The sequence below is a fragment of the Brenneria populi genome (assembly GCF_036016195.1).
In the GTDB taxonomy this organism is placed as follows: Bacteria; Pseudomonadota; Gammaproteobacteria; order Enterobacterales; family Enterobacteriaceae; genus Brenneria; species Brenneria populi.
Map to the genome: position 1 here is coordinate 444789 of NZ_JAYWTM010000004.1, position 22584 is coordinate 467372.

The following is a 22584-nucleotide window of genomic DNA, read 5'->3' on the forward strand; positions in this document are numbered from 1 at the left end:
AATATGCTTAGTGATGGTGCGAAGCAACCCATCGTCATCCGCTGTCGACGCGTCCGTTACGACACGGTGGCCGACTCAGGCGTTTCCGCCGCCGCCAGCTCTTCCCCCGCCAGCTGCAACTGGTACATCTGATAATAACGCCCCTGGCGACGCAGCAGCTGCCCGTGGGTGCCCTGCTCAACGGCCTGTCCATGATGAAGCACCATAATTGTGTCGGCCTCGACAATTGTCGACAGGCGATGGGCAATAACGATTAACGTCGTTCGATCCCGAATAATATTCAGCGCCTTTTGCACCGCCTGTTCGGTGCCGGAGTCAATGTTCGCCGTCGCTTCATCCAGTATCAGAATCTTTGGCGTTTGCACCAATACCCGGGCAATCGCCAACAGCTGTTTCTGCCCTGTCGATAGATTGTTCCCCTGCTCTCCTATCGGGGTATGCAACCCATCGGGAAACGCGCGCACCAGCGCAGAGAGCTGAACAATATCAAGCACGCGCCACACCTCGTCCTCGCTGATATCGCGCCCCAGCGTGACGTTGGTATACATCGATTCGGCCAATACCACGGGGTCCTGCTGCACCATGGCTACATTCTGGCGCAACGCCCGGTGCGACAGCGTTTGCAGCGGGCGGCCGTCCAACCGGATCTCACCCGCGTCAGGACGGTAATATCCCATCAACAGGTTAGCCAAGGTACTCTTGCCGCTGCCGGTATGACCGACCAGCGCCACAAAACCCCGCTCCGGCACGGCCAGCGAGATATGCTGCAGAACCTTTTTTCCCGAACCATAAGAGAAAGAGACATCGTCAATCTCGACACGTCCGTGAGCGAGCGCTCGCTCATCGGCGCCATACCCCTGCTGCGCGCCATCCATCAGTTCAAAAATGCGTTCACCGGCGACGACGGCCTGCTGCAGCATGGATTGCTGCGTCGTCATCTCAATCAGCGGTTCATTCAAACGCCCAAGGTAATTAATAAACGCGTAAAGCACCCCGACGCCGACCGAACCGACGGAGCTGAAGCCGAATTGCATCAGCAACCCGCACAGCACCAGCGCCGAAAACAGGCTGAGCAACGGGCGCAAGAGAAAGCCATCGAGACGCAGCGTTTCCATCCGCGCCCGATAATGCGCCCAGCTGGCGCCGCTCAGCCGCTCGCCGAACCGGGCCTGCTGACGGAATTGCTGGATCACGCCCATGCCGTTGATAATTTCATTAAAACCGTCGTTAATGTCCGCCAGATACCCCCGCATCCGGCGCACGATCGGCGTGCTGTAACGCTGATAAACCAGCATGACGATTAACACCGCGGGGAAAATAGTCAGCGCGACCAGCGCCATCCGCCAATCAAGGCTGAACATCGCCACCAGCATGGCGCCAATCAACGCGGCGCTGCGCAATGCGGTCGACACTACCATGACATACAGATCCTTCACCACTTCCGTGTCGTTGGTTACGCGCGAGATCAACTGCCCTACCGGCTGGGTGTCAAAGGTACTGAGCGGCTGCCGCAGCGCGGCGTCCATCACGTCAATGCGCAACTGCTGCACCACGCCGACCGCCACCCGATTAAACAACAACGCCTGAAGATAGTGCAGCATCGCCGCCAAAATCTGTAACAGCAGATAGGCGGCGGCTAACCCCGCCGCCAAAGCCAGGGGAAACTCCCCTTTCGCAACCAGATCATCAAGAAAGTAGCTGACCAGAACGGGGCCGGAAACTTCGGCCGCTGCGGCTATCCATAGCATCAGGACGCCCTGCGTCAATGGCTTTCGCCACGGCGAGGCATAGGACAGCAGGCGCTTTAATGTGGGCCAAAGCTGTTTAGGGTTATTCATCCGCGTCCCCCTCGGCCGGCGGCGCGTCATCCAGCGCGGCTTCTAATTGTTGATAGCGATACATATCCCGATACCAGCCGGATTGGGCGACAAGCTCCCGATGATCGCCCCGCTGTACCGCGCGCCCACGCTGCAGTACCAAAATCTCGTTCGCTTCCGTCAGGGCAGAGAGGCGATGGGCGCTGATAATCAGCGTTCGCCGCTCCCCCCACTGCTTAAGATTTTGCAGGATATGGTGTTCCGTCCGACCGTCAACGGCGGATAATGCGTCATCCAGAATCAAAATCTCAGCTTCCAACAATAACGCGCGCGCGATGGCGATCCGCTGTTTCTGACCACCGGACAACATAACGCCGCGCTCCCCGACTTCGGTATCGTAGCCTTGCGGAAGCCGCAAAATATCATCATGCACGCAGGCAAGGCGCGCCGCACCTTCAATCTGCCGCCGGGTCGCATCCGGTCGTCCCAGAGAGATATTGTTTGCGACCGTATCGGAAAAGAGGAAAGGAGTTTGCCCCACGACGGCAAAGCGATGGCGCAACTCATCCAGACGAATAGCGGGTAAAGGGAGATCGTGGTAGCGAATATCGCCCGAATGAATATCAAAATGGCGCAGCAGCAGCGCCAGTAGCGTACTTTTGCCCGACCCCGTCGGGCCGCACAGCCCCAGCATTTGCCCAGGCTGCAGCGTAAAATGCACCTCTTTTAACGCACAGCCGGCGCTTTCGGGGTAATGAAACTGATGAATATTGACGGCCAGCGCGCCGCGTCCGTCAGGCAAGGACAGCGTGCCGTCGGTAACGACCGTCTGTTCCGCCATCAGCTGACGGATCCGGCTGTATGCCGCGCTTCCGCGCTCGACGATATTGAACATCCATGCCAACGCCAGCATCGGCCATATCATCAGGCCAAGGTACATAACAAAACTGGTTAACATGCCCAGCGTCAGCGAGCCATGAACCACCATCCAACTGCCCCAGCCGATGGCCAGAAGATGCGACAGCCCGATAGCGATATAGATTGTGGGATTGAAGCGCGCATCGACCCGCGCGACATACATGTTTTTAACGCCGGCCTCCTCCGCGACCTGAGCAAACCGCGCTGATTGATAATCCTCCAGGCCGAACGATTTAATCATGCGAATGCTGGTCAAACTCTCCTGCGCCTGATCGTTAAGCGAGGAGAATGCCGCCTGGGCCGATTTAAAGCGATGATGCAGTTGGGTGCCGTAATGTTTGATGATCAGCGCCATAATCGGCATCGGCAACAGCGCCAGCAGCGTCAGCTGCCAGCTAATCTGGGTACACATAATGACCAGCACGGCGCACCCCATGACCATGGAGTCGACCAGCGTTAAAACCCCTTCGCCGGCGGCGAACACCACCCGGTCAACGTCATTGGTGGCAAGCGCCATCAAGTCGCCCGTGCGATGACGTAAATAAAAGGCAGGATGCTGCCGGCTGAGCTGACGGTAAAAATCCTCACGCAGCTCCACCGCCAGTTGATAAGACGCGCCAAACAGCAATACGCGCCACACGCACCGCAATAGATAAACCATCACGGCGGTAAGCAACATAAGGCCGACCCACTGCATGACCTTGGCCGTTGTCATATTGTGCTGCGTCACGCCATCCACCACCACCCCGACCAGTTTGGGCGGCAATAGCTGCAGTATGGCAATGACAATCAACAAAAACACCGCGCCTACATAGCGCCGCCATTCCCGGCGAAAATACCAGCTTAGTTGAGCAAATAGTCTCACGCAGTTTTGCTTCCAATGTTCAAGGGCGGGCATAAACCCGGAAAATGATGATACGGAACGCGATGGCCGATAAGTTATATCCCTTTCATATTTCAAACTGCGGATGCGCTGGCTCCGTCACTCGCCCATCGATGAAGCTCGCCCCGTTGGGGCTGCCGCAAGCGCCGTGCAAAAACGCATTTAGCGTTTTTATCCTGCTGCTCGAATTATTTGGGGTAAAGCGATAACGGCAATGCCGTCGTGTACTTGATGCGCTCCATGGCAAAGCTGGATGTCACATCCACCAGACCGGGGATGCCGTTCACCAGCCGCTTATAAAAATCATCATAGCTTTTCATATCGGCGACCTGCACCTGCATCAGATAATCATACTCTCCAGCCATGCGATAGAAAGATAATACTTCAGGCATTTCCGACACGACGCTGGTGAACGTTTGATACCAGACGCTGTTATGTTGCTGGGTTTTCAACAGTACAAACGCCGTTAATCCCAATCCCAGCCGTTCATTATCCAGCAACGCGACCCGCGCCCGGATGTAGCCCGCCTCCTCCAGACGCTTCAATCTTTTCCAGCAGGGCGTCGACGTCAGATTCACCGAATCAGCCAGCGTCTGCAGTGAAAGCGTGCAGTCCTGTTGCAATAAACTCAATAGGGTACGATCTATCTTATCTAACATAGTGCCGTTCCATAGGAAATTTTTCTCCAATTTCCCCGCATTACAGATAAAAAGGCAACTTATTTCGGCGGCGGGTTAATCGAACGCCGCCATTGCGGCCTACAGCAACCGACATCATAACAAATCCGCCGGATGCAGACTTGCCCCCTGAGTCCTGAGTCGCGGCTCTGGAGAGTCTTCGCGGAATAGCGCGCGAAGAGTATAAGCAGGCCGATAGGCCTGCCGCCGACAGCGATAACGGCGGCCCGCTGAATGACAACGATTTTTCAGGTAACATATCGGTTTTATGCCCCAACACACTGTCCCGTTTAGGTTCCAATTGCATTAAGGTGAATGAAAAATGAAGCGCGCGGTCGTCGTTTTTAGCGGTGGACAAGATTCCACCACCTGTCTGATCCAGGCTGTGAAGCACTATGATGAAGTTCACTGTATCACCTTCGATTACGGGCAGCGTCACCGTGCGGAAATCGATATAGCCCGAACGCTCTCGCAGCAACTCGGCGCAGCGGCGCATAAGGTTCTGGATGTCGGTTTATTGAATGAACTTGCCGCCAGCAGTCTGACGCGCGACAACATTCCCGTTCCTGACTATGACGGCGATGCGCAAGGGCTGCCCAGCACCTTTGTCCCTGGCCGAAATATTCTTTTCCTGACGCTGGCGTCTATCTATGCCTACCAGGTTGGCGCGCAGGCCGTGATTACCGGCGTCTGCGAAACCGACTTCTCCGGTTATCCGGACTGTCGAGACGAATTCGTCAAGGCTTTGAATCAGGCTGTCATTCTGGGCACGGCCCGCGACATTCATTTTGTTACCCCCTTGATGTGGCTAAACAAGGCGGAAACCTGGGCGCTGGCGGACTACTATCAGCAGTTGGACACCGTTCGTTATCACACCCTAACCTGTTACAACGGCATTAAAGGCGATGGATGCGGCCATTGCGCCGCCTGTCACCTGCGGGCCAACGGCTTGCAGGCGTATCAGCGCGACCCGGCCGGCGTCATGACGGCGCTAAAGCGGAAAACCGGTCTGCAATAATCACTCGCGGCAGTGAAAAGCAGGCAAGACCCATACCCTTTATACTCGTCATTCTCCAGACCGCAGCCACGTTGGCTCTGCGGCGGTTCGAATTATTTAGAGTATACGGCCTGCCTGTAACGCTATTCATCCCTGCCAGACGTCAAGTTGCATATGCGCTGGCTTTGTTACTCGCCCCATCCGCGGGGCTCGCCCCGCTGGGGACGGAGCCGGTAGGAGAACGGGCGGCCGGCGAGACTGCCGTCGGCGCAGCGCATCACAGTTTCAAACGCGACAGATTACGTTCAACCAGAGCGGCGCCTATTCCCGGCACCTCCTGCAGCTGCTCTATGTGCGTAAAAGGGCCGTTTTGCTCGCGGTAACTGACGATCGCCTCCGCCTTTTTCAGACCGACGCCGTTCATCGCCTGCGCCAGTTCCTGCGCGGTTGCGGTGTTAATACTTACCTCGTCTTCGTCGGCGGCGGAAAGCGGCGCCTTTTCCGCCTTCGGCGAAGCCGGCTCGGACCTTACCACGCCGTCCGCTTTTTCGGCTTTTGACGCCGCCTGCGCCAGAAATGGCGCCCCGGACAACCCCATCCCGAGAATCAGGCAAAGCGTCTTTATTCCTGACTTTTTCATGCTGTGTCCTCCATGTGTTTGACAGCACGACCACCTTGCCGCAGGTCCGATTTCACCGCAAACCGCTTTCTCTGAATGTGGAAAAGGCCGCGAAAGCGGCCTTTTGTTGTTGCAACGGTTTGCAAATTTATGCGCGGCTTATTGCTGCTCCTGAGCGGCGGCGCCCATTTTAATTTTGGCTTCGCTGCGCAAGCTAATCAGCAGCGCATCGAACAGCGACCCTACCGAGCTTTGCTGTACCTGACCGGCGAACTGCTCTTTCTGCTGGTCGGTCAACTGATGCGGCGTCACGTTGTCCAGCGCCACCAACACCACGTTGCCGGCCTGATCCTGACTAATTCCGTAAGAGGGTTTATCCTTGGCCGGATGCGGCAGAGCAAAAACAGACTCGGCCATCACATCCCCTTGCGACAGGGAAGAGAGGGTTTTGGGCTCGCTAAAATTCAGCTTCGCCGCTTTAAGCGCGTCGTCCTTCCCTTGCTTCAGCTCGGCCAGAATTTTTTCAGCGTCCAGGCGCGCCTGCTGTTCCGCTTTCTGGCGCTTGACGGTTTCAATCACCCGATCGCGCACCTGATCCAGCGGACGCGTGCTTTCCGCTTTATGATCGGTAACCCGCACGACGAAAGCACGATCGCCATCAACGCCGATCACGTCGGAGTTGCTTCCCGGGCTACCGTTTTCACCCATTAAGCCGCCGTCGAAAATCGCCTGAGTAACCGGCTGGAAATTCAGAGCGGCGGGAACCTGCTCGCGGGTAAACCAGTCGGTCTGCGTCGCTTTCACGCCGGAGACCTCTTCGGCTGACGCCAAAGACTCGTTGTCGTTGCTGGCGGCCTCGCTGACTTTTTGCTGCAAAGCAAAATATTCATCAAGCGCTTTTTCGTGCTTAACCTTGGCGGCGACCTCGTCACGCACATCGTTCAGCGCTTTAATCTTAGCGGGCTGGATATCGTCAAGGCGTACGATCAAATATCCCACGGAGGATTTGATCGCCGAAGAGAGCTGTCCTTTCTCGGTCAGATTCGCCTGTTTAAGATCGTCAACGATAGAGTTTTCATCCATCCATCCCAGCTCCCCGCCGTTGCGACGAGAAATGGGGTCCGTCGACTTTTCCTTCGCCAACGCCGCGAAGTCGGCACCTTGTTTCAGCGCATCCAGGACCGACTGCGCGTCCGCTTCGGTTTTTACCTGAATGATGCTGAGCTTCTTGCGGGCCGGCTGGGTATAGTCGCTTTTGTTTTTTTCATAAAAATCAGCGATGGCCGCGTCATCGACCACGACTTTATCCATCAGGCTCGCCGCATCCAGCATGATATAGCTGACCTTGAACGCTTCCGGCGCAATGAAACGGCTCTTATTCTGATCGTAATAGTTTTGCACCTCTTCATCAGAAGCGGTTTGCACTTTGGCTTTGGCGTCAATATCAATCGTCGCCAGGCGAACAACCCGATCCTGAGCGGCAAGCTTGACCAGATTGTCGATCTCCAGCGGCAGGATGAACGACGTATCGCCAATCCCGCGAATCAGCTGCTGAGAGGTTAATTGCTTACGCAGCAACTCGGCATATCCGTCAGGCGTCAAACCCAGGCGGCGCACCTGATCGAGGTATTTTTCATTATCAAAACGGTTATTCGTCTGGAATGCCGGAACAGCAAAAATCGCCTGCTTGATTTGCTCGTCGCTGATGCTCAGCTCTAACGTGTCGGCATATTGATCCAACAGGGCTTCATCAATGAGCTGGGAGAGCGCCTGCCTGCGCAGTTGCTGCATATAGCCTTCATTACTCGCCAGAATAGAAAAGTTTTCGCCCAATGCGTTTTGCTGGCGGTTGCGCTCGTTCTGTACGGCCTGTTCAAGCTGGGCGCGGGAGATCTCCTGCCCGTTAACCTTCGCGGCGTAGTTTCCGGAACCCCCGATAAGATAATCGCCTACGCCGGTTAAAACGAACGATGCAATGATCAAGGCAAGAATAATTTTGAGCACGACGTTATTAGCGGCCGCGCGTAAATTGTCCATCATAATGTGACAACACTCCGCTGTAGAATGAATAACACTCCCTGCGCTGGTAAAACCATGCGTCCTCCACCAACAAGGCTAGGGCGAGTTTAATCTTTGTCTGACAATAGTAACCTGAATGCCCCCCGCTAAAAAACATCAGGGATGCTCTTTAACGTCGCGCGCGGCGGCTTTGCGCGTAACGGGCGGGACAGCCCGCCATAATAATAAAAGGCACATCATAAAATGATGCGCCTCGTATCTTACCCTACCAACATCTTTGCGTCAGGTAATGTTTGGCGGCGCAGCGTACTACACGCCAACCCCGTGACGTAATAATCAGTTAACGGCGTCTTTCAGCGTTTTACCGGCGCGGAAGCCAGGCACTTTCGCTGCCGGGATACTGATTTCTTTGCCGGTTTGCGGGTTACGGCCGGTGCGGGCGGCACGTTCACGCACAGAGAAAGTACCGAAACCAACCAGAGCAACGTCATCCCCTTCTTTCAGAGATTCGGTTACGGAACCAATAATCGCATCTAACACACGTCCTGCCGCTGCTTTGGAAATGTCGGCATCTGCAGCAATTTTGTCGATCAATTGTGACTTGTTCACTCTCTCATCCCCTTTGGAATTCTGTGGTCGCGCTGAAATTCCCAAAACACGACACCAAATTTATAACAATCCTGTCAGACCTTAGCAAGTTACAGCTAAAACCAACAGTGCTCTAACTTAGCGGTACAAAAAAAAGCTGGCAAGCACGATTTCACTTACCAGCTCTGATTTTCTCAAGGGTTTTTGCGATATATCACTATTCCGCCCCGGCCGCAGCGGTAACGACCTGCATGCCATACGGCGCATTCTGCAGCGCCAGCGACAAGACCTCCTCGATCCGTTTCACCGGATGGATGTCCAGGTCGGCAATCACGTTTTGCGGAATGTCTTCAAGATCGCGCTTGTTATCATCCGGAATCAATACCGTTTTGATGCCGCCGCGGTGGGCGGCCAGCAGCTTCTCTTTCAGACCGCCGATTGGCAGCACCAGGCCGCGCAGGGTAATTTCCCCCGTCATGGCGACATCGGCGCGCACCGGATTCCCCGTCAGACAGGAAACCAGCGCGGTACACATCGCAATCCCGGCGCTCGGACCATCTTTAGGCGTCGCTCCTTCTGGCACATGCACGTGGATATCGCGTTTTTCATAGAAATCCGCATTGATCCCCAGCTTATCGGCCCTGGCCCGCACCACGGTAAGCGCGGCCTGAATCGACTCCTGCATCACCTCGCCCAATGACCCGGTATACGTCAGCTTGCCTTTGCCGGGAACGCAGGCGGTTTCAATAGTCAACAGATCGCCGCCGACCTCCGTCCACGCCAGCCCGGTCACCTGACCGACGCGGTTTTCATCATCCGCCCGGCCGTAATCGAAGCGCTGTACGCCAAGAAAATCCTTGAGGTTATCGCCCGCGATGCGGATATGCTTGACCGATTTATCCATCAGCAGCGTTTTCACCGCTTTCCGGCACAGCTTGGAAATTTCTCTCTCCAGACTACGTACGCCGGCTTCGCGCGTGTAGTAACGGATAATGCCGACAATCGCGCTGTCATCCACCGACAGCTCGCCTTTTTTCAGCGCATTGCGTTCAATCTGCTTCGGCAGAAGGTGCTGTTTGGCAATATTCAGCTTCTCGTCTTCGGTGTAGCCGGAAAGACGGATCACTTCCATACGGTCAAGCAGCGGGGCGGGAATATTCATCGAGTTGGAGGTAGCGACGAACATCACGTCCGACAGATCGTAATCGACTTCCAAATAGTGGTCGTTAAACGCCACGTTCTGTTCCGGATCCAGCACTTCCAGCAATGCCGAGGCGGGATCGCCGCGCATATCGGAAGACATTTTGTCGATCTCATCCAACAGGAACAGCGGGTTTTTCACCCCGACCTTCGCCATCTTCTGGATCAATTTCCCCGGCATCGAGCCGATATAGGTACGGCGGTGACCGCGGATTTCCGCTTCGTCGCGCACCCCGCCCAGCGCCATACGCACGTACTGGCGGCCGGTCGCCTTGGCGATGGACTGCCCTAAAGAGGTTTTCCCCACCCCCGGAGGCCCGACCAGACACAGGATCGGCCCTTTGATCTTGCTGACGCGACTCTGAACCGCCAGATATTCCAGAATGCGCTCTTTAACGCGCTCCAGGCCGTAATGGTCGGTATCCAGCATCTCCTGCGCCTTGCGCAAATCTTTCTTCACTTTGCTGCGCGCGTTCCAAGGAACCTGCACCATCCAGTCGATATAGCTGCGCACCACCGTCGCTTCGGCGGACATCGGAGACATCATCTTCAGCTTTTGCAGTTCCGCTTCGGTTTTTTCGCGCGCTTCCTTCGGCATTTTCGCCGCTTCAATCTTGCGCTTCAGCGCTTCATGTTCGTCCGGCGCATCATCCATCTCGCCGAGCTCTTTCTGAATCGCCTTCATTTGCTCATTCAGATAATACTCGCGCTGGCTCTTCTCCATCTGTTTCTTGACGCGGCTGCGGATTCGCTTCTCAACCTGCAACAGGTCGATTTCCGACTCCATCATCGCCATCAGGTACTCCAAACGCTCCGTGATATCGGACATTTCAAGCACCGACTGCTTATCCGCCAGCTTCAGCGGCATATGGGCGGCGATGGTGTCCGCCAGGCGCGCGGCGTCGTCAATGCTGTTCAGCGACGTCAGCACTTCCGGCGGGATCTTCTTGTTCAGCTTGATGTATCCCTCGAACTGATTGATGGCCGTGCGCATCAGAACTTCCTGCTCGCGCTCATCAATCGCCGGGGAATCAAGATATTCCGCCTGCGCGGTGAAGTGTTCTCCGCTGTCGGACAGCGTCGTGATGCGCGCACGCTGTAGCCCTTCAACCAGCACTTTCACCGTGCCGTCCGGCAGTTTCAGCATTTGCAGAATCGAGGCTACCGTCCCTACCGAGAAAAGATCGTTAATACTCGGCTCATCCGTTGAGGCCTCTTTCTGCGCCACCAGCATGATCTTCTTATCATGATCCATTGCGGCTTCAAGGCAACGAATTGACTTTTCCCGACCAACAAACAACGGAATCACCATGTGCGGATAAACCACCACATCGCGCAACGGCAATACGGGGATTTCTATGCGTTCGGAACGCTCAGGGTTCATAGAGCTCTCTCTTAGTTTCGTTTCCGCCAGGTTAAGGGAATCTCGTGAAACGCGAACTTCACGGGTTTCACCAAATAGGTAATTGAGTATATGGGGATAAATATCTTACATTCAACGGTCAGAATACGCGTAAAAGAGAATGGGGGATAAAATCCCCCATTATTGGCCTTTCAAGACTATTTTTTGGTTAACTATTCGCCGGAAGCCTGCTGGGCTTCATGCTTACCGTAGATCAGCAGGGGTTCGGATTGACCCGCAATAACGGATTCGTCAATCACCACCTTATCGACGCTTTCCAGCGACGGCAGATCGTACATCGTATCCAGCAACGCGGCCTCTACGATCGAACGCAACCCGCGGGCGCCGGTCTTACGCGCCATCGCTTTCTTGGCGATCGCCGTCAGCGCTTCATCGCGGAACTCCAGCTCCACCCCTTCCAGATTGAACAGCGCCTGGTACTGTTTGGTCAGCGCATTTTTCGGTTCACGCAAAATCTGAATCAGCGCATCTTCGCTCAGCTCTCTCAGCGTCGCGACCACCGGCAAACGACCGATAAATTCGGGAATCAGGCCGAACTTGATTAAATCGCCGGGTTCGACCTGGCCCAACAGTTCGCCTTCCGTCGATTTTTCCGCCTCTCCTTTCACCGTCGCGCCGAAACCGATGCCGCGACCGGTGTCGGTACGCTGTTCGATAACCTTATCCAGCCCGGCGAACGCGCCGCCGCAAATGAAGAGGATCTTGGAAGTATCGACCTGCAAGAACTCTTGCTGAGGATGCTTGCGCCCGCCCTGCGGCGGAACGGCGGCGATAGTGCCTTCGATCAGCTTCAGCAGCGCCTGCTGCACGCCTTCGCCGGACACGTCGCGGGTAATCGACGGGTTGTCGGACTTGCGTGAAATTTTGTCGATTTCATCAATATAGACAATCCCGCGCTGCGCCTTCTGCACATCGTAGTCGCATTTTTGCAGCAGCTTCTGAATGATATTCTCAACGTCCTCGCCCACATAACCGGCTTCGGTCAACGTGGTCGCATCGGCCATAGTAAAGGGAACATCAAGGAAGCGCGCCAGCGTTTCCGCCAGCAATGTTTTACCGCTGCCGGTGGGGCCGATGAGCAAAATATTGCTTTTACCCAATTCGATGCCGTTGCTGCTGTCACCGTTGCGTAACCGTTTATAGTGATTATATACCGCAACCGCCAGCACCTTCTTGGCCTGCTCCTGACCGATAACGTAATCGTCGAGATGACGACGAATTTCGTGCGGCGTCGGCAGCGCGCTGCGCTCACGATGCGGGGACACTTCTTTAATTTCTTCGCGAATAATGTCGTTACATAAGTCAACACATTCATCGCAGATATACACTGACGGCCCGGCAATCAGCTTGCGTACTTCATGCTGGCTTTTGCCGCAGAAAGAGCAGTACAGCAACTTTCCTGAACCGTCTTTGCGCTTATCTGTCATCAGTAAACCTCTTCTTAGTCTTTTGCCCGCAGGCCAACCACAGCGATATCGCTACAGCGAACGCCGACATTTATAGCCAATACGCGCAAGCATACACAGCACAACAGACTATCGGTCGAACACTGATTTTCAGCCACTATAAACTGCTCACATCGCAACACATCAATGACGATTAGTGAATACAGAATCTACCAGACCGTAGTCTACCGCCTCGCTGGCGGAGAGGAAACGGTCGCGCTCGGTGTCTCTTTCTATCACTTCAAGAGGCTGACCCGTATGTTTAGCCATCAGTTCATTCATTCTGGCTTTTACTTTCAATATTTCTTTGGCATGGATTTCAATATCCGTCGCCTGTCCCTGGAATCCGCCCAGCGGCTGGTGAATCATTACCCGCGAATTGGGCAGACAGATACGTTTGCCTTTAGCGCCGGCGGCCAGCAGGAACGACCCCATGGAACAAGCCTGACCCATACAGATGGTGCTCACGTCCGGCTTGATGAACTGCATGGTATCGTAGATGGACATGCCGGCGGTAATCACGCCGCCAGGAGAATTGATGTACAAAAAGATATCTTTTTCCGGATTTTCGGCTTCCAGAAACAGCATCTGGGCGACGATCAAATTCGCCATATGATCTTCGACCTGACCGGTCAGGAAGATAATCCGTTCTTTAAGCAGACGGGAATAAATATCGTAAGAACGTTCCCCACGAGAGGTTTGCTCAACCACCATCGGCACCAAAGCCATATGCGGTGCTTGTCTTTCTTCGTCACTGTATGACATTCACGTCTCCTAAATAAAATACGTCCGGCACTCTTTATCTTATCGCCCGATTCTACTTTAGATAAATGATGATGACCATGCCGATGCCTTCGGTTCATTCACCCAAGGGACAACGCGCAATTAGCCGGGGATCCCTAACGGCGCCTCTCTTTCTCTATTCGTATCTGGGGTATCCGCGCCGTTTTTCAAGCTTACACTATCCATTGTTTTACATTAAAGCGTTATCGCCAATAACTTCCCGACCGGCCAGCGCGCGGTTCTCTTTTATGGTAGTGCAATTTAAGGCGTTGCGTCGTAAAACAAAGCGATGATTAGGCTATCATTTAAATAGAAAAAACCCGCGCCATAAGGCCGCGGGCTTCTTCAACCGAGGGGGGTTCTCCCCTGAAACAGCAAAAGCGATGCTTATGCGGTCGCAGTCTGATTCATCAGGTCATTAAAGCCGACTGATTTTTCTACCACTTTCGCCTTGGCAAGCAGCGTTTCAACCGCTTGTTCTTCCAGAGCGACGTTGCGCATGTTGTTCATCAGTTCTTTGTTTTTGCTGTAGAACTCGATGACTTCCTGCGGGTCTTCATAGGCGGAGGCCATTTCGTCGATCAGCGCTTTCACGCGATCTTCGTCCGCTTTCAGCTCGTTGGCGCTGATTACTTCACCCAGCAACAGGCCGATAACCACACGGCGTTTGGCCTGCTCTTCAAACAGTTCGCGTGGCAGTTCCAGCGCCTGTTTTTCGTTGCCGCCGAAACGCTGTGCGGCCTGACGGCGCAGAACGTCGATTTCGCCGTCGATCAGCGCAGCCGGAACGTCGATTTCGTTCGCTTTGATCAGGCCGTCCAGAACCTGGGTTTTCACACGGTTGCGTACCGCGCCTTTCAGTTCGCGCTCCATATTTTTGCGCACTTCAGCGCGCAGACCTTCCAAAGAGCCGTCCTCTACGCCGAAACGTTTGATGAACTCTTCGGTCAGCTCAGGCAGTTCGCGCTCTTCGACTTTCTTCAGCACGATAGCGAATTTGGCCGCTTTACCTTTCAGGTTTTCCGCGTGATAGTCTTCAGGGAAGTTCACGTCAATCGTGAACTCTTCCCCGGCTTTGTGACCGACGACGCCATCTTCAAAACCCGGAATCATGCGGCCCTGGCCCATCGCTAGTACGAAGTCGGAAGCTTTACCGCCTTCAAACTCTTCGCCATCGACGGAACCGGTGAAATCAATAGTCACGCGATCTTCAGCCGTTGCGGCGCCGTCGCTCTCTTTCCAGGTCGCCTGCTGTTTACGCAGCGTTTCCAGCATGGCGTCGACATCGGAGTCCGTCACTTCGACGACCGGTTTTTCAACCTCGATCGACTCCAGATCTTTCAGCTCGACTTCCGGATACACTTCGAATTCAACGGAGTAAGTGAAATCGCCGCCCACTTGATATTCACCCGGAACATAGTTCGGCGCACCAACTGGGTTAATCTTTTCTTTGATGATGGCATCAACGAAATTACGCTGCATCAAATCACTCAGCACGTCCTGACGCACGGATGCACCATAACGCTGAGCAACAATATTCATCGGCACTTTGCCTTTGCGAAAGCCGTCAATACGTACTTTTTTGGCCACGTTGACCAGCTCGCTCTTAACTGCACTCTCAATGCTGTCAGCAGCAACGGTAATCGTTACACGGCGCCCAAGGCCTTGAGTGGTTTCAACAGAAACTTGCATCTTGTTACCTCAAAAAATCACAGTGCTCGGTCAACCCCAAAACTATTCTCACAACAGCAAAGCTCGATTCCAAACAGGCGCCGGAAGGCGCGCGCCGGAAAAAAACCTTACAGAACCGGGACGGCCATCACGCGGTTGCCAACCCCTTGTTCCCTGTAGTCAGAAGCGTCCCGAATACATTCCGGAAAAATAGACGCGGCATTATAGCGGTATAGATAGGATGAGTCGAGGACGGCGGACAGACTATTCAACAGGAGGCGCACACTTTTATCTCTAACCCGTCCGGAAACGGGCAGAGCCGAAATCTAGGACATGATGCCCGCGCCGCCGCAGGGCGGCGATGAAGGAACGGCATTCTGCAGACTGTCCCACTCCTGGCGCGTATACGTATGCAACGCCAGCGCATGCACAGAACCAGCTAGTTCCGCGGCCAGCGTCGCGTAAATGGCCCGGTGGCGCCCCAGCACCCGCTCATTGGCGAAACGATCGCTGACGATGACGACTTTGAAATGGCTTTCAGACCCGGCAGGTACATTATGACGATAGCTTTCATCCGTCACTTCCAGGTGAAGCGGCGCGAATTCCGCCCGCAATTTTTCTTCTATATTCTGACGCATCATACGGCTTCCCCTTCGACGTTGAAAAGTTTGGTATCAGCCCGGCGTTTCTGTCGTTGACCGACTTTCCGCTCACTGCAATATTAGCTGTTTTTCAAGCCGTTATGAGCTCCGACGCTCGCTGCCCAAGGATACTAAAAGCGGCTAAATGACGCATCTTCGCTAACGCCGGCGCGACGAAAACCACGAAGGTTGGAATTAAAAATACATTTCCAGAGAATTTACCCTTACTCCGCTCTTTCCCCCGTCGGCGGCGATGATATGATACCAACAATTTTTGTCAGCTAACCACCCTAATCACGATCGAGAAATTACGCATGCTAAAAAAATTACTTTTCCCGCTTTTGGCGGTACTGATGCTCGCCGGCTGCGCAAGTAAAAGCAACACGCTTAACGTTACGCCGAAAATCAGCCTTCCTTCGCAGGATCCGACGCTGATGGGCGTGACGATCAGCATCAACGGCGCCGATCAGCGCGCCGATCAGGCTCTGGCGAAAGTCAACCGCGACGGCCAGTTAATCACGCTGACGCCATCGCGCGACCTTCGCTTCCTGCTGCAAGAAGCGCTGGAGAAACAAATGAGCGCCCGGGGCTATATGATCGGCACAGGCGGCCCGGTGGCGTTGCAGATCGTGGTCAACAATCTGTATGCCGACGTATCCGAAGGGAATCTGCGTTACAACATCACCACCAAAGCCGATATCTCCATCATTTCCCAGGCCGCCAACGGCAACAAACAGGTCAAGAACTATCGTTCGACCTATAATGTCCAGGGCGCCTTTACGGCGACCAATGATAAAATTACCGATGCGGTCAATACGGTGTTAGGCGACGTCATCAATGACATGGCGCAGGACACCAGCGTCAGCGCCTTTATTAAAGAAAACGCCCGTTAATTCTTTTATACCCTAAATAACTCGAGCCGCCGGAAAGCCAACGCGCCCGCGGCTCGCAGTATGACGGGTATATTCCGATTTCCCTGCTTCGCGAACCTCCCCCGCGGAGCAAGGAAAAGGACTTTTCATGCTTAGTCGTATCATTAATCTGTTTAGCCAACGTAATTCACTTTCCCTGCTGCTGCTGGGCTTCGCTTCCGGTCTGCCGCTGGCGTTGACGTCCGGCACGCTGCAGGCCTGGATGACCGTAGAAAACGTCGATCTGAAAACCATCGGTTTTTTTTCTTTGGTCGGACAGGCGTACGTGTTCAAATTTTTGTGGTCGCCGCTGATGGACCGCTATACGCCGCCGTTTCTCGGCAGACGCCGGGGATGGCTGGCGCTCAGCCAGCTATTATTGGTCGTGGCGATTGTCTGCATGGGGTTCATGGATCCCTCGCGCGATCTCTGGTGGCTGGCCGCGCTGGCGGTACTGGTCGCCTTCTGTTCGGCCTCGCAGGATATTATCTTCGACGCCTACAAGACGGACCTGTTGCCGCCGGAAGAACGGGGAACCGGCGCGGCGATATCGGTACTGGGTTATCGATTGGCCATGCTGGTTTCCGGCGGGCTCGCGCTGTGGATCGCCGACAGGCTCTTGGGCTGGCAGGCCACCTACTGGCTAATGGGCGCCCTGATGCTTATCGGCGTATTTTCCACCCTGTCGGCCCCGGAACCGCGCAACAGCCAACCCGCGCCCCGCACCATAGAGCAGGCGATCGTCGCCCCGCTGCGCGACTTTTTCGGGCGCAACAACGCCTGGCTGATTTTGCTGTTAATCGTGCTGTATAAGTTAGGCGACGCTTTCGCCATCACTCTGACCACCACCTTCCTCATTCGCGGCGTCGGCTTTAACGCCGGCGATGTCGGCCTGATCAACAAAACGCTCGGATTATTCGCCACCATCGTCGGCGCGGTCTACGGCGGTCTGCTGATGCAGCGCCTGACGCTGTTTAGGGCGCTGATGCTATTCGGCATCCTGCAGGCGCTCTCCAATGCGGGGTACTGGCTGCTATCCGTCACCGATAAAAACCTATTCACCATGGCCGGCGCGGTGTTTATGGAGAATCTTTGCGGCGGTATGGGAACCGCGGCGTTCGTTGCCTTGCTCATGACGCTGTGCCACAAATCGTTCTCCGCGACGCAATTCGCCCTGCTTTCCGCCCTCTCCGCGGTAGGGCGGGTTTACGTCGGCCCTATCGCCGGCTGGTTTGTTGAAACCCACGGCTGGGCGTGGTTTTACCTGTTCTCAATCATCGCCGCCCTGCCGGGGCTCGTTCTTCTGCTGGCATGCCGGAGTACGTTGGAATACACGCAGAGAACCGGCGATTTTCTAGCGCGCACCGCCTTTCCCGGCTATTACGCCTGGGCGTTACGGACGCTCTCGCTGGGCTGTTGCCTGCTGGGCGTATGGCTGGCGCTGCTGATATCGAATGCGCTGGGATGGAGCAACTCCCCGCGGCTGGCGGAATACTTACTGGCGGGCGGCGGCGGCCTGGCGTTGCTGGGGATCTCGCTCGGCAGCCTGCTGGACTACCTCTCACTGCGCTCGCCGGTGAAATAAGGGTTACGGGATATAGGCGTCCCCCGGCGGTTGTATCCCGCTATCCCCTTCATACTTCAGGCTGCGGGCGCGTCGACTTTACGCCGCAGCCCATCCCGTGGGAGTCGCCTCGGTTTTGCCCGGCGGCCGAATTATTTCGGCCATATTTAATTATTTTTTCTTAAAAAAATCGCCAATCGCTAAAATTATTCCATAGCGGTAACATTTTTTCTGAACTACTCTCATTTACTGACGATAAACAGTATGGAATACGGATTTATTCCTGCTGAAAATAATCGCCGCCATCCGTTGTGATTTTTTATTATCAATGTTTGCTTTTTGCCGGGTAAAGCATCAATTGCTTGTTTTTTAATCTTATTTTTTATTTATTACCCAGCATTGTGATGCTAAATACAAAAACAACAACAAGTTACTGACATAACATTAATCATGTTTACAGTATGATAACCTTACCGTAAAATGCCCGCTCGCGTTAAATGACAATAGAGCCCTTGTAATTGAGGTCGCTAGATGAGACTCAGGAACTACAATAAAATTTTTGGGGTGTTGTCTTTATTCGCAGCTACCGCGCTACTCAGCGGCTGCGATATGGCACTGATGAATCCCAAAGGACAAGTCGGGTTAGAGCAAAGATCGTTAATACTGACGGCCATCGGGCTGATGTTGATCGTTGTTGTTCCCGTCATCATTATGACCATCGCCTTTGCCTGGAAGTTCAGAGCTTCCAATCATAAGGCAAAGTACACCCCTAACTGGTCGCACTCCAACAAGATTGAAGCCGTTGTCTGGACCGTGCCGATTATCATCGTCGCCATCCTTGCGACAATCACCTGGAAAACAACCCACTCGCTTGATCCCTACCGGCCGTTGGAATCGGACATCAAGCCAATCAATGTCGAAGTCGTCTCCCTTGACTGGAAATGGCTGTTTGTTTACCCGGACCTGGGCATCGCCAGCGTTAACGAACTGGCGTTCCCGGCGCAGGTGCCCGTTGCGTTTAAGGTCACCTCGGACTCAGTGATGAACTCTTTCTTCATCCCGCGTCTCGGCGGCCAGATCTACGCCATGGCCGGTATGCAAACCAAGCTGCATCTGATTGCCAACGAACCGGGTAAATATGACGGAATTTCGGGCGGTTATAGCGGAAAAGGCTTCTCCGGCATGAAATTTACCGCCATAGCCACCCCCACCCAGCAAGAATTTGAGCAATGGGTTGCCAAGGTCCGTGCGTCGTCTAACACACTTACCAGCATGGACGAGTTCAATAAGTTGGCTCAGCCAAGTGAATACCATCCGGTGGAATACTTCTCCAGCGTTCAGCCGGATTTGTTTAGAAAAATTATTCTCAAATTCACAGGCAACGACATGAACATGCAGCATCATGGCGAAAGCATGAAGCACGATGAAAACATGCGGCACGATGAAAGTATGAACATGGGCGAGCACGCCTCGCACCAAGGAGCCGAGGGATAAAAGATGTTCGGAAAACTTACGCTTGATGCAATCCCGTATCACGAACCCATTATCATGGTGACCGTGGCGGGGATCATTGTCGGCGGCCTGGCGCTGCTGGCGGCCATAACCTATTTCGGGAAATGGAAATGGTTATGGACGGAGTGGTTCACCTCGGTAGACCATAAAAAGATCGGCATTATGTATGTCATCGTCGCGCTGGTGATGATGCTGCGTGGTTTCGCCGATGCCATCATGATGCGCGGTCAGCAGGTGCTGGCCTCCGCCGGCGAAGCCGGTTTCCTTAATCCCCACCACTACGATCAGATCTTTACCGCCCACGGCGTTATCATGATTTTCTTCGTGGCGACCCCGTTCGTGGTCGGATTAATGAACCTGGCGGTTCCGCTGCAAATCGGGGCGCGCGACGTCGCCTTTCCTTTCCTGAACTCGCTGAGTTTCTGGCTATTTGTCGCCGGCGTCATTCTGATCAACATCTCCCTCGGGGTCGGCGAGTTCGCCCAGACCGGTTGGGTAGCCTATCCGCCGCTCTCCGGTAAGGAGTACAGTCCCGGCGTCGGGGTGGATTACTGGATATGGAGTCTGCAGATATCCGGCCTGGGGACCACGCTGACCGGCGTTAACTTCTTCGCCACCATTCTGAAGATGCGCGCGCCCGGCATGTCGCTGATGAAAATGCCGGTCTTCACCTGGACGGCGCTGTGCACCAATGTCCTGATCATCGCCGCGTTCCCGATACTGACCGTGACCATCGCGCTGTTGACCCTCGACCGCTACCTCGGCACCCATTTCTTCACCAATGATATGGGCGGCAACATGATGATGTACATCAACCTCATCTGGGCATGGGGTCACCCCGAGGTTTACATCCTGGTTCTTCCCGTATTCGGCATCTATTCCGAAGTGGTGGCGACGTTCTGTAAAAAACGGCTGTTCGGCTATACCTCGCTGGTATGGGCAACCATCGCGATAACCATATTGTCGTTCATCGTCTGGCTGCACCACTTCTTTACCATGGGGTCCGGCGCCAACGTCAACGCCTTCTTCGGCATCGCCACCATGATTATTTCCATCCCGACCGGGGTGAAAATATTCAACTGGCTGTTCACCATGTACCAGGGCCGTATTCAGCCTCACTCGGCGATGCTGTGGACCACCGGCTTCATCATCACCTTCTCCATCGGCGGGATGACGGGCGTTCTGCTGGCCGTTCCGGGCGCCAACTTCGTACTGCACAACAGTCTGTTCCTGATCGCCCACTTCCACAACGTGATCATCGGCGGCGTGGTATTCGGCTGCTTCGCCGGCATTACCTATTGGTTCCCGAAAGCGTTTGGCTTCACCCTGAACGAAACCTGGGGCAAACGCGCCTTCTGGTTCTGGATCATCGGCTTCTTCGTCGCCTTTATGCCGCTGTACGCACTGGGCTTTATGGGGATGACCCGCCGCCTGAGCCAGCAGATTAACCCGGAGTTCCATCCGTTGCTGGTTGTGGCGTCGATGGGCGCGGTGCTGATCGGCATCGGCGTGCTGTGCCAGGCGATGCAGTTCTACGTCAGTATCCGCGATCGCCATCAGAACCGCGACCTGACGGGCGACCCGTGGGACGGCCGTACGCTGGAATGGTCCACCTCTTCCCCGGCGCCTTTCTATAACTTCGCCACCGTGCCGCACGTTCACGAACGCGACGCCTTCTGGGACGCCAAGGAAAAAGGCGAAGTTTATAAGAAACCTGCCGGCTACGAAGCGATTCATATGCCGAAAAACACCGGCGCGGGCGTGATTATTTCCGCGTTCAGCCTGGTGTTCGGTTTCGCCATGATCTGGCATATCTGGTGGCTGGCGATCGTCGGCTTTGTCGGGATGATCGTAACCTGGATCGTGCATAGCTTTAATCAGGATGTGGACTATTACGTCCCGGTTAAAGAGATCGAGCGAATCGAGAATCAGAATTTTGATCAAATCAGCAAAGCAGGTCTGAAACATGTCAACTGAAACTCTGACTAATCATAGCGCAGCCCATGCCGAACATGGGCACCACGATGCGGGAGCCACCAAAGTATTCGGCTTTTGGATCTACCTGATGAGCGACTGCATTCTGTTTGCGTCTCTGTTCGCAACCTATGCCGTGCTGGTAAACGGGACCGCGGGCGGTCCGACAGGCAAAGAGATCTTCCAGCTGCCTTTCGTTTTGGTGGAAACCTTCGCCCTGTTATTCAGCAGCATCACCTACGGCATGGCGATGATCGCCATGAACAAGGGGAATAAATCGCAGGTTAACGCCTGGCTGGGCCTGACATTCCTGTTCGGCCTAGCGTTTATCGCGATGGAAATCTATGAGTTTCATCACCTGATCGCCGAAGGTTTCGGCCCGGATCGCAGCGCTTTCCTCTCGGCGTTCTTCGCGCTGGTGGGAACGCACGGCATCCACGTCACCGCCGGCCTGATCTGGCTCGTCATCATGATGGTGCAAGTTGCCGGCCGCGGCCTGACCGCAACCAATAAACCCCGTCTGATGTGCCTGAGCCTATTCTGGCACTTCCTGGACGTCGTCTGGATTTGTGTGTTCACCGTTGTTTATCTGATGGGGGCGATGTAATGAGTCATTCAACAACCGATCATGCAGGCGCCGGCCACGGTAGCGTCAAATCCTATCTGATAGGTTTTGTTCTGTCCGTTATCCTGACCGTTATTCCTTTTGCGATGGTCATGGCGGGCTCCGCCTCGCAGCACGTCATCATATTGACCGTCGTCGGATGCGCCATCGTCCAGATTTTGGTGCATCTGGTGTACTTCCTGCATCTGAGCTCCGCCTCGGAAGAGCGTTGGAACGTGGTGGCCCTTGCGTTCACCGTCCTGATTATCGCCATTGTCGTCGCTGGCTCCATATGGATTATGTGGAACACGCACGCCAACATGATGATCCAGTAACCG

At 54.6% G+C, this 22584-nt stretch carries 18 protein-coding genes; 7 read left to right on the forward strand and 11 right to left on the reverse strand.

The features are described from left to right. Nucleotides 1–56: 56 nt before the first annotated feature. The 3 genes from VSX58_RS06855 to VSX58_RS06865 form a co-directional block, all read right to left on the reverse strand. A complete protein-coding gene (locus VSX58_RS06855; protein WP_327617435.1) occupies nt 57–1838 on the reverse strand; it encodes a SmdB family multidrug efflux ABC transporter permease/ATP-binding protein in 1782 nt (593 codons plus the stop codon). Beyond that, nucleotides 1831–3600 (reverse strand): SmdA family multidrug ABC transporter permease/ATP-binding protein, encoded by a 1770-nt coding sequence (locus VSX58_RS06860; protein ID WP_327617436.1) that lies wholly within the window; start codon nt 3598–3600, stop codon nt 1831–1833. Before VSX58_RS06860 ends, VSX58_RS06855 begins: the two co-directional genes overlap by 8 nt. A gap of 206 nt (nt 3601–3806) precedes the next feature. Further along, nucleotides 3807–4277, reverse strand: coding sequence for an Lrp/AsnC family transcriptional regulator (locus tag VSX58_RS06865; protein WP_327617437.1), 471 nt, complete (start codon nt 4275–4277; stop codon nt 3807–3809). A gap of 340 nt (nt 4278–4617) precedes the next feature. Between VSX58_RS06865 and queC the strand changes: the two genes are divergently transcribed. Continuing rightward, nucleotides 4618–5313 carry a 7-cyano-7-deazaguanine synthase QueC gene (gene queC / locus VSX58_RS06870; protein ID WP_327617438.1) on the forward strand — a complete coding sequence of 232 codons (696 nt, stop codon included), beginning with the start codon at nt 4618–4620 and terminating at the stop codon, nt 5311–5313. A gap of 256 nt (nt 5314–5569) precedes the next feature. On the opposite strand, the gene VSX58_RS06875 is transcribed toward queC, so the two are convergent. The 8 genes from VSX58_RS06875 to bolA form a co-directional block, all read right to left on the reverse strand. Further along, the gene (locus VSX58_RS06875) at nt 5570–5932 is read right to left on the reverse strand and encodes a ComEA family DNA-binding protein (protein WP_327617439.1); all 363 of its coding nucleotides are present in this window, start codon (nt 5930–5932) and stop codon (nt 5570–5572) included. Nucleotides 5933–6070: 138 nt separating this feature from the next. Further along, nucleotides 6071–7951: a peptidylprolyl isomerase gene (gene ppiD, locus VSX58_RS06880; RefSeq protein ID WP_327617440.1), complete on the reverse strand. Its 1881-nt coding sequence runs from the start codon at nt 7949–7951 to the stop codon at nt 6071–6073. A 315-nt stretch (nt 7952–8266) separates the two neighbouring features. Next, nucleotides 8267–8539: a nucleoid-associated protein HU-beta gene (gene hupB / locus VSX58_RS06885; RefSeq protein WP_005976031.1), complete on the reverse strand. Its 273-nt coding sequence runs from the start codon at nt 8537–8539 to the stop codon at nt 8267–8269. A gap of 196 nt (nt 8540–8735) precedes the next feature. Continuing rightward, nucleotides 8736–11102 (reverse strand): endopeptidase La, encoded by a 2367-nt coding sequence (gene lon, locus VSX58_RS06890; protein ID WP_327612725.1) that lies wholly within the window; start codon nt 11100–11102, stop codon nt 8736–8738. Between the two features lie 191 nt (nt 11103–11293). Then, complete coding sequence (gene clpX / locus VSX58_RS06895) at nt 11294–12568, reverse strand: ATP-dependent protease ATP-binding subunit ClpX (protein ID WP_327617442.1); 1275 nt, start codon at nt 12566–12568, stop codon at nt 11294–11296. Nucleotides 12569–12730: 162 nt separating this feature from the next. After that, nucleotides 12731–13351, reverse strand: a complete 621-nt coding sequence (gene clpP / locus VSX58_RS06900; RefSeq protein WP_327612723.1) for an ATP-dependent Clp endopeptidase proteolytic subunit ClpP — start codon at nt 13349–13351, stop codon at nt 12731–12733. 405 nt (nt 13352–13756) lie between these two features. Beyond that, a complete protein-coding gene (gene tig, locus VSX58_RS06905) occupies nt 13757–15061 on the reverse strand; it encodes a trigger factor (RefSeq protein WP_327617443.1) in 1305 nt (434 codons plus the stop codon). Between the two features lie 305 nt (nt 15062–15366). Next, a complete protein-coding gene (gene bolA, locus VSX58_RS06910) occupies nt 15367–15681 on the reverse strand; it encodes a transcriptional regulator BolA (protein WP_327617444.1) in 315 nt (104 codons plus the stop codon). Nucleotides 15682–15995: 314 nt separating this feature from the next. On the opposite strand from bolA, the gene VSX58_RS06915 reads away from it, so the two are divergent. From VSX58_RS06915 to VSX58_RS06940, 6 genes are all read left to right on the forward strand, one after another. Beyond that, nucleotides 15996–16574, forward strand: a complete 579-nt coding sequence (locus tag VSX58_RS06915; protein WP_327612720.1) for a lipoprotein — start codon at nt 15996–15998, stop codon at nt 16572–16574. 127 nt (nt 16575–16701) lie between these two features. Further along, a complete protein-coding gene (ampG, locus tag VSX58_RS06920) occupies nt 16702–18177 on the forward strand; it encodes a muropeptide MFS transporter AmpG (RefSeq protein WP_327617445.1) in 1476 nt (491 codons plus the stop codon). A 510-nt stretch (nt 18178–18687) separates the two neighbouring features. Next, entirely contained in the window at nt 18688–19650 is a 963-nt protein-coding gene (gene cyoA, locus VSX58_RS06925; protein ID WP_327612718.1) for a cytochrome o ubiquinol oxidase subunit II, read from the forward strand. A gap of 3 nt (nt 19651–19653) precedes the next feature. Further along, nucleotides 19654–21645: a cytochrome o ubiquinol oxidase subunit I gene (cyoB, locus tag VSX58_RS06930; RefSeq protein WP_327617446.1), complete on the forward strand. Its 1992-nt coding sequence runs from the start codon at nt 19654–19656 to the stop codon at nt 21643–21645. Beyond that, complete coding sequence (locus VSX58_RS06935) at nt 21635–22249, forward strand: cytochrome o ubiquinol oxidase subunit III (protein WP_327617447.1); 615 nt, start codon at nt 21635–21637, stop codon at nt 22247–22249. Before cyoB ends, VSX58_RS06935 begins: the two co-directional genes overlap by 11 nt. Next, nucleotides 22249–22581: a cytochrome o ubiquinol oxidase subunit IV gene (locus tag VSX58_RS06940; RefSeq protein WP_327612715.1), complete on the forward strand. Its 333-nt coding sequence runs from the start codon at nt 22249–22251 to the stop codon at nt 22579–22581. Before VSX58_RS06935 ends, VSX58_RS06940 begins: the two co-directional genes overlap by 1 nt. Nucleotides 22582–22584: the final 3 nt, after the last annotated feature.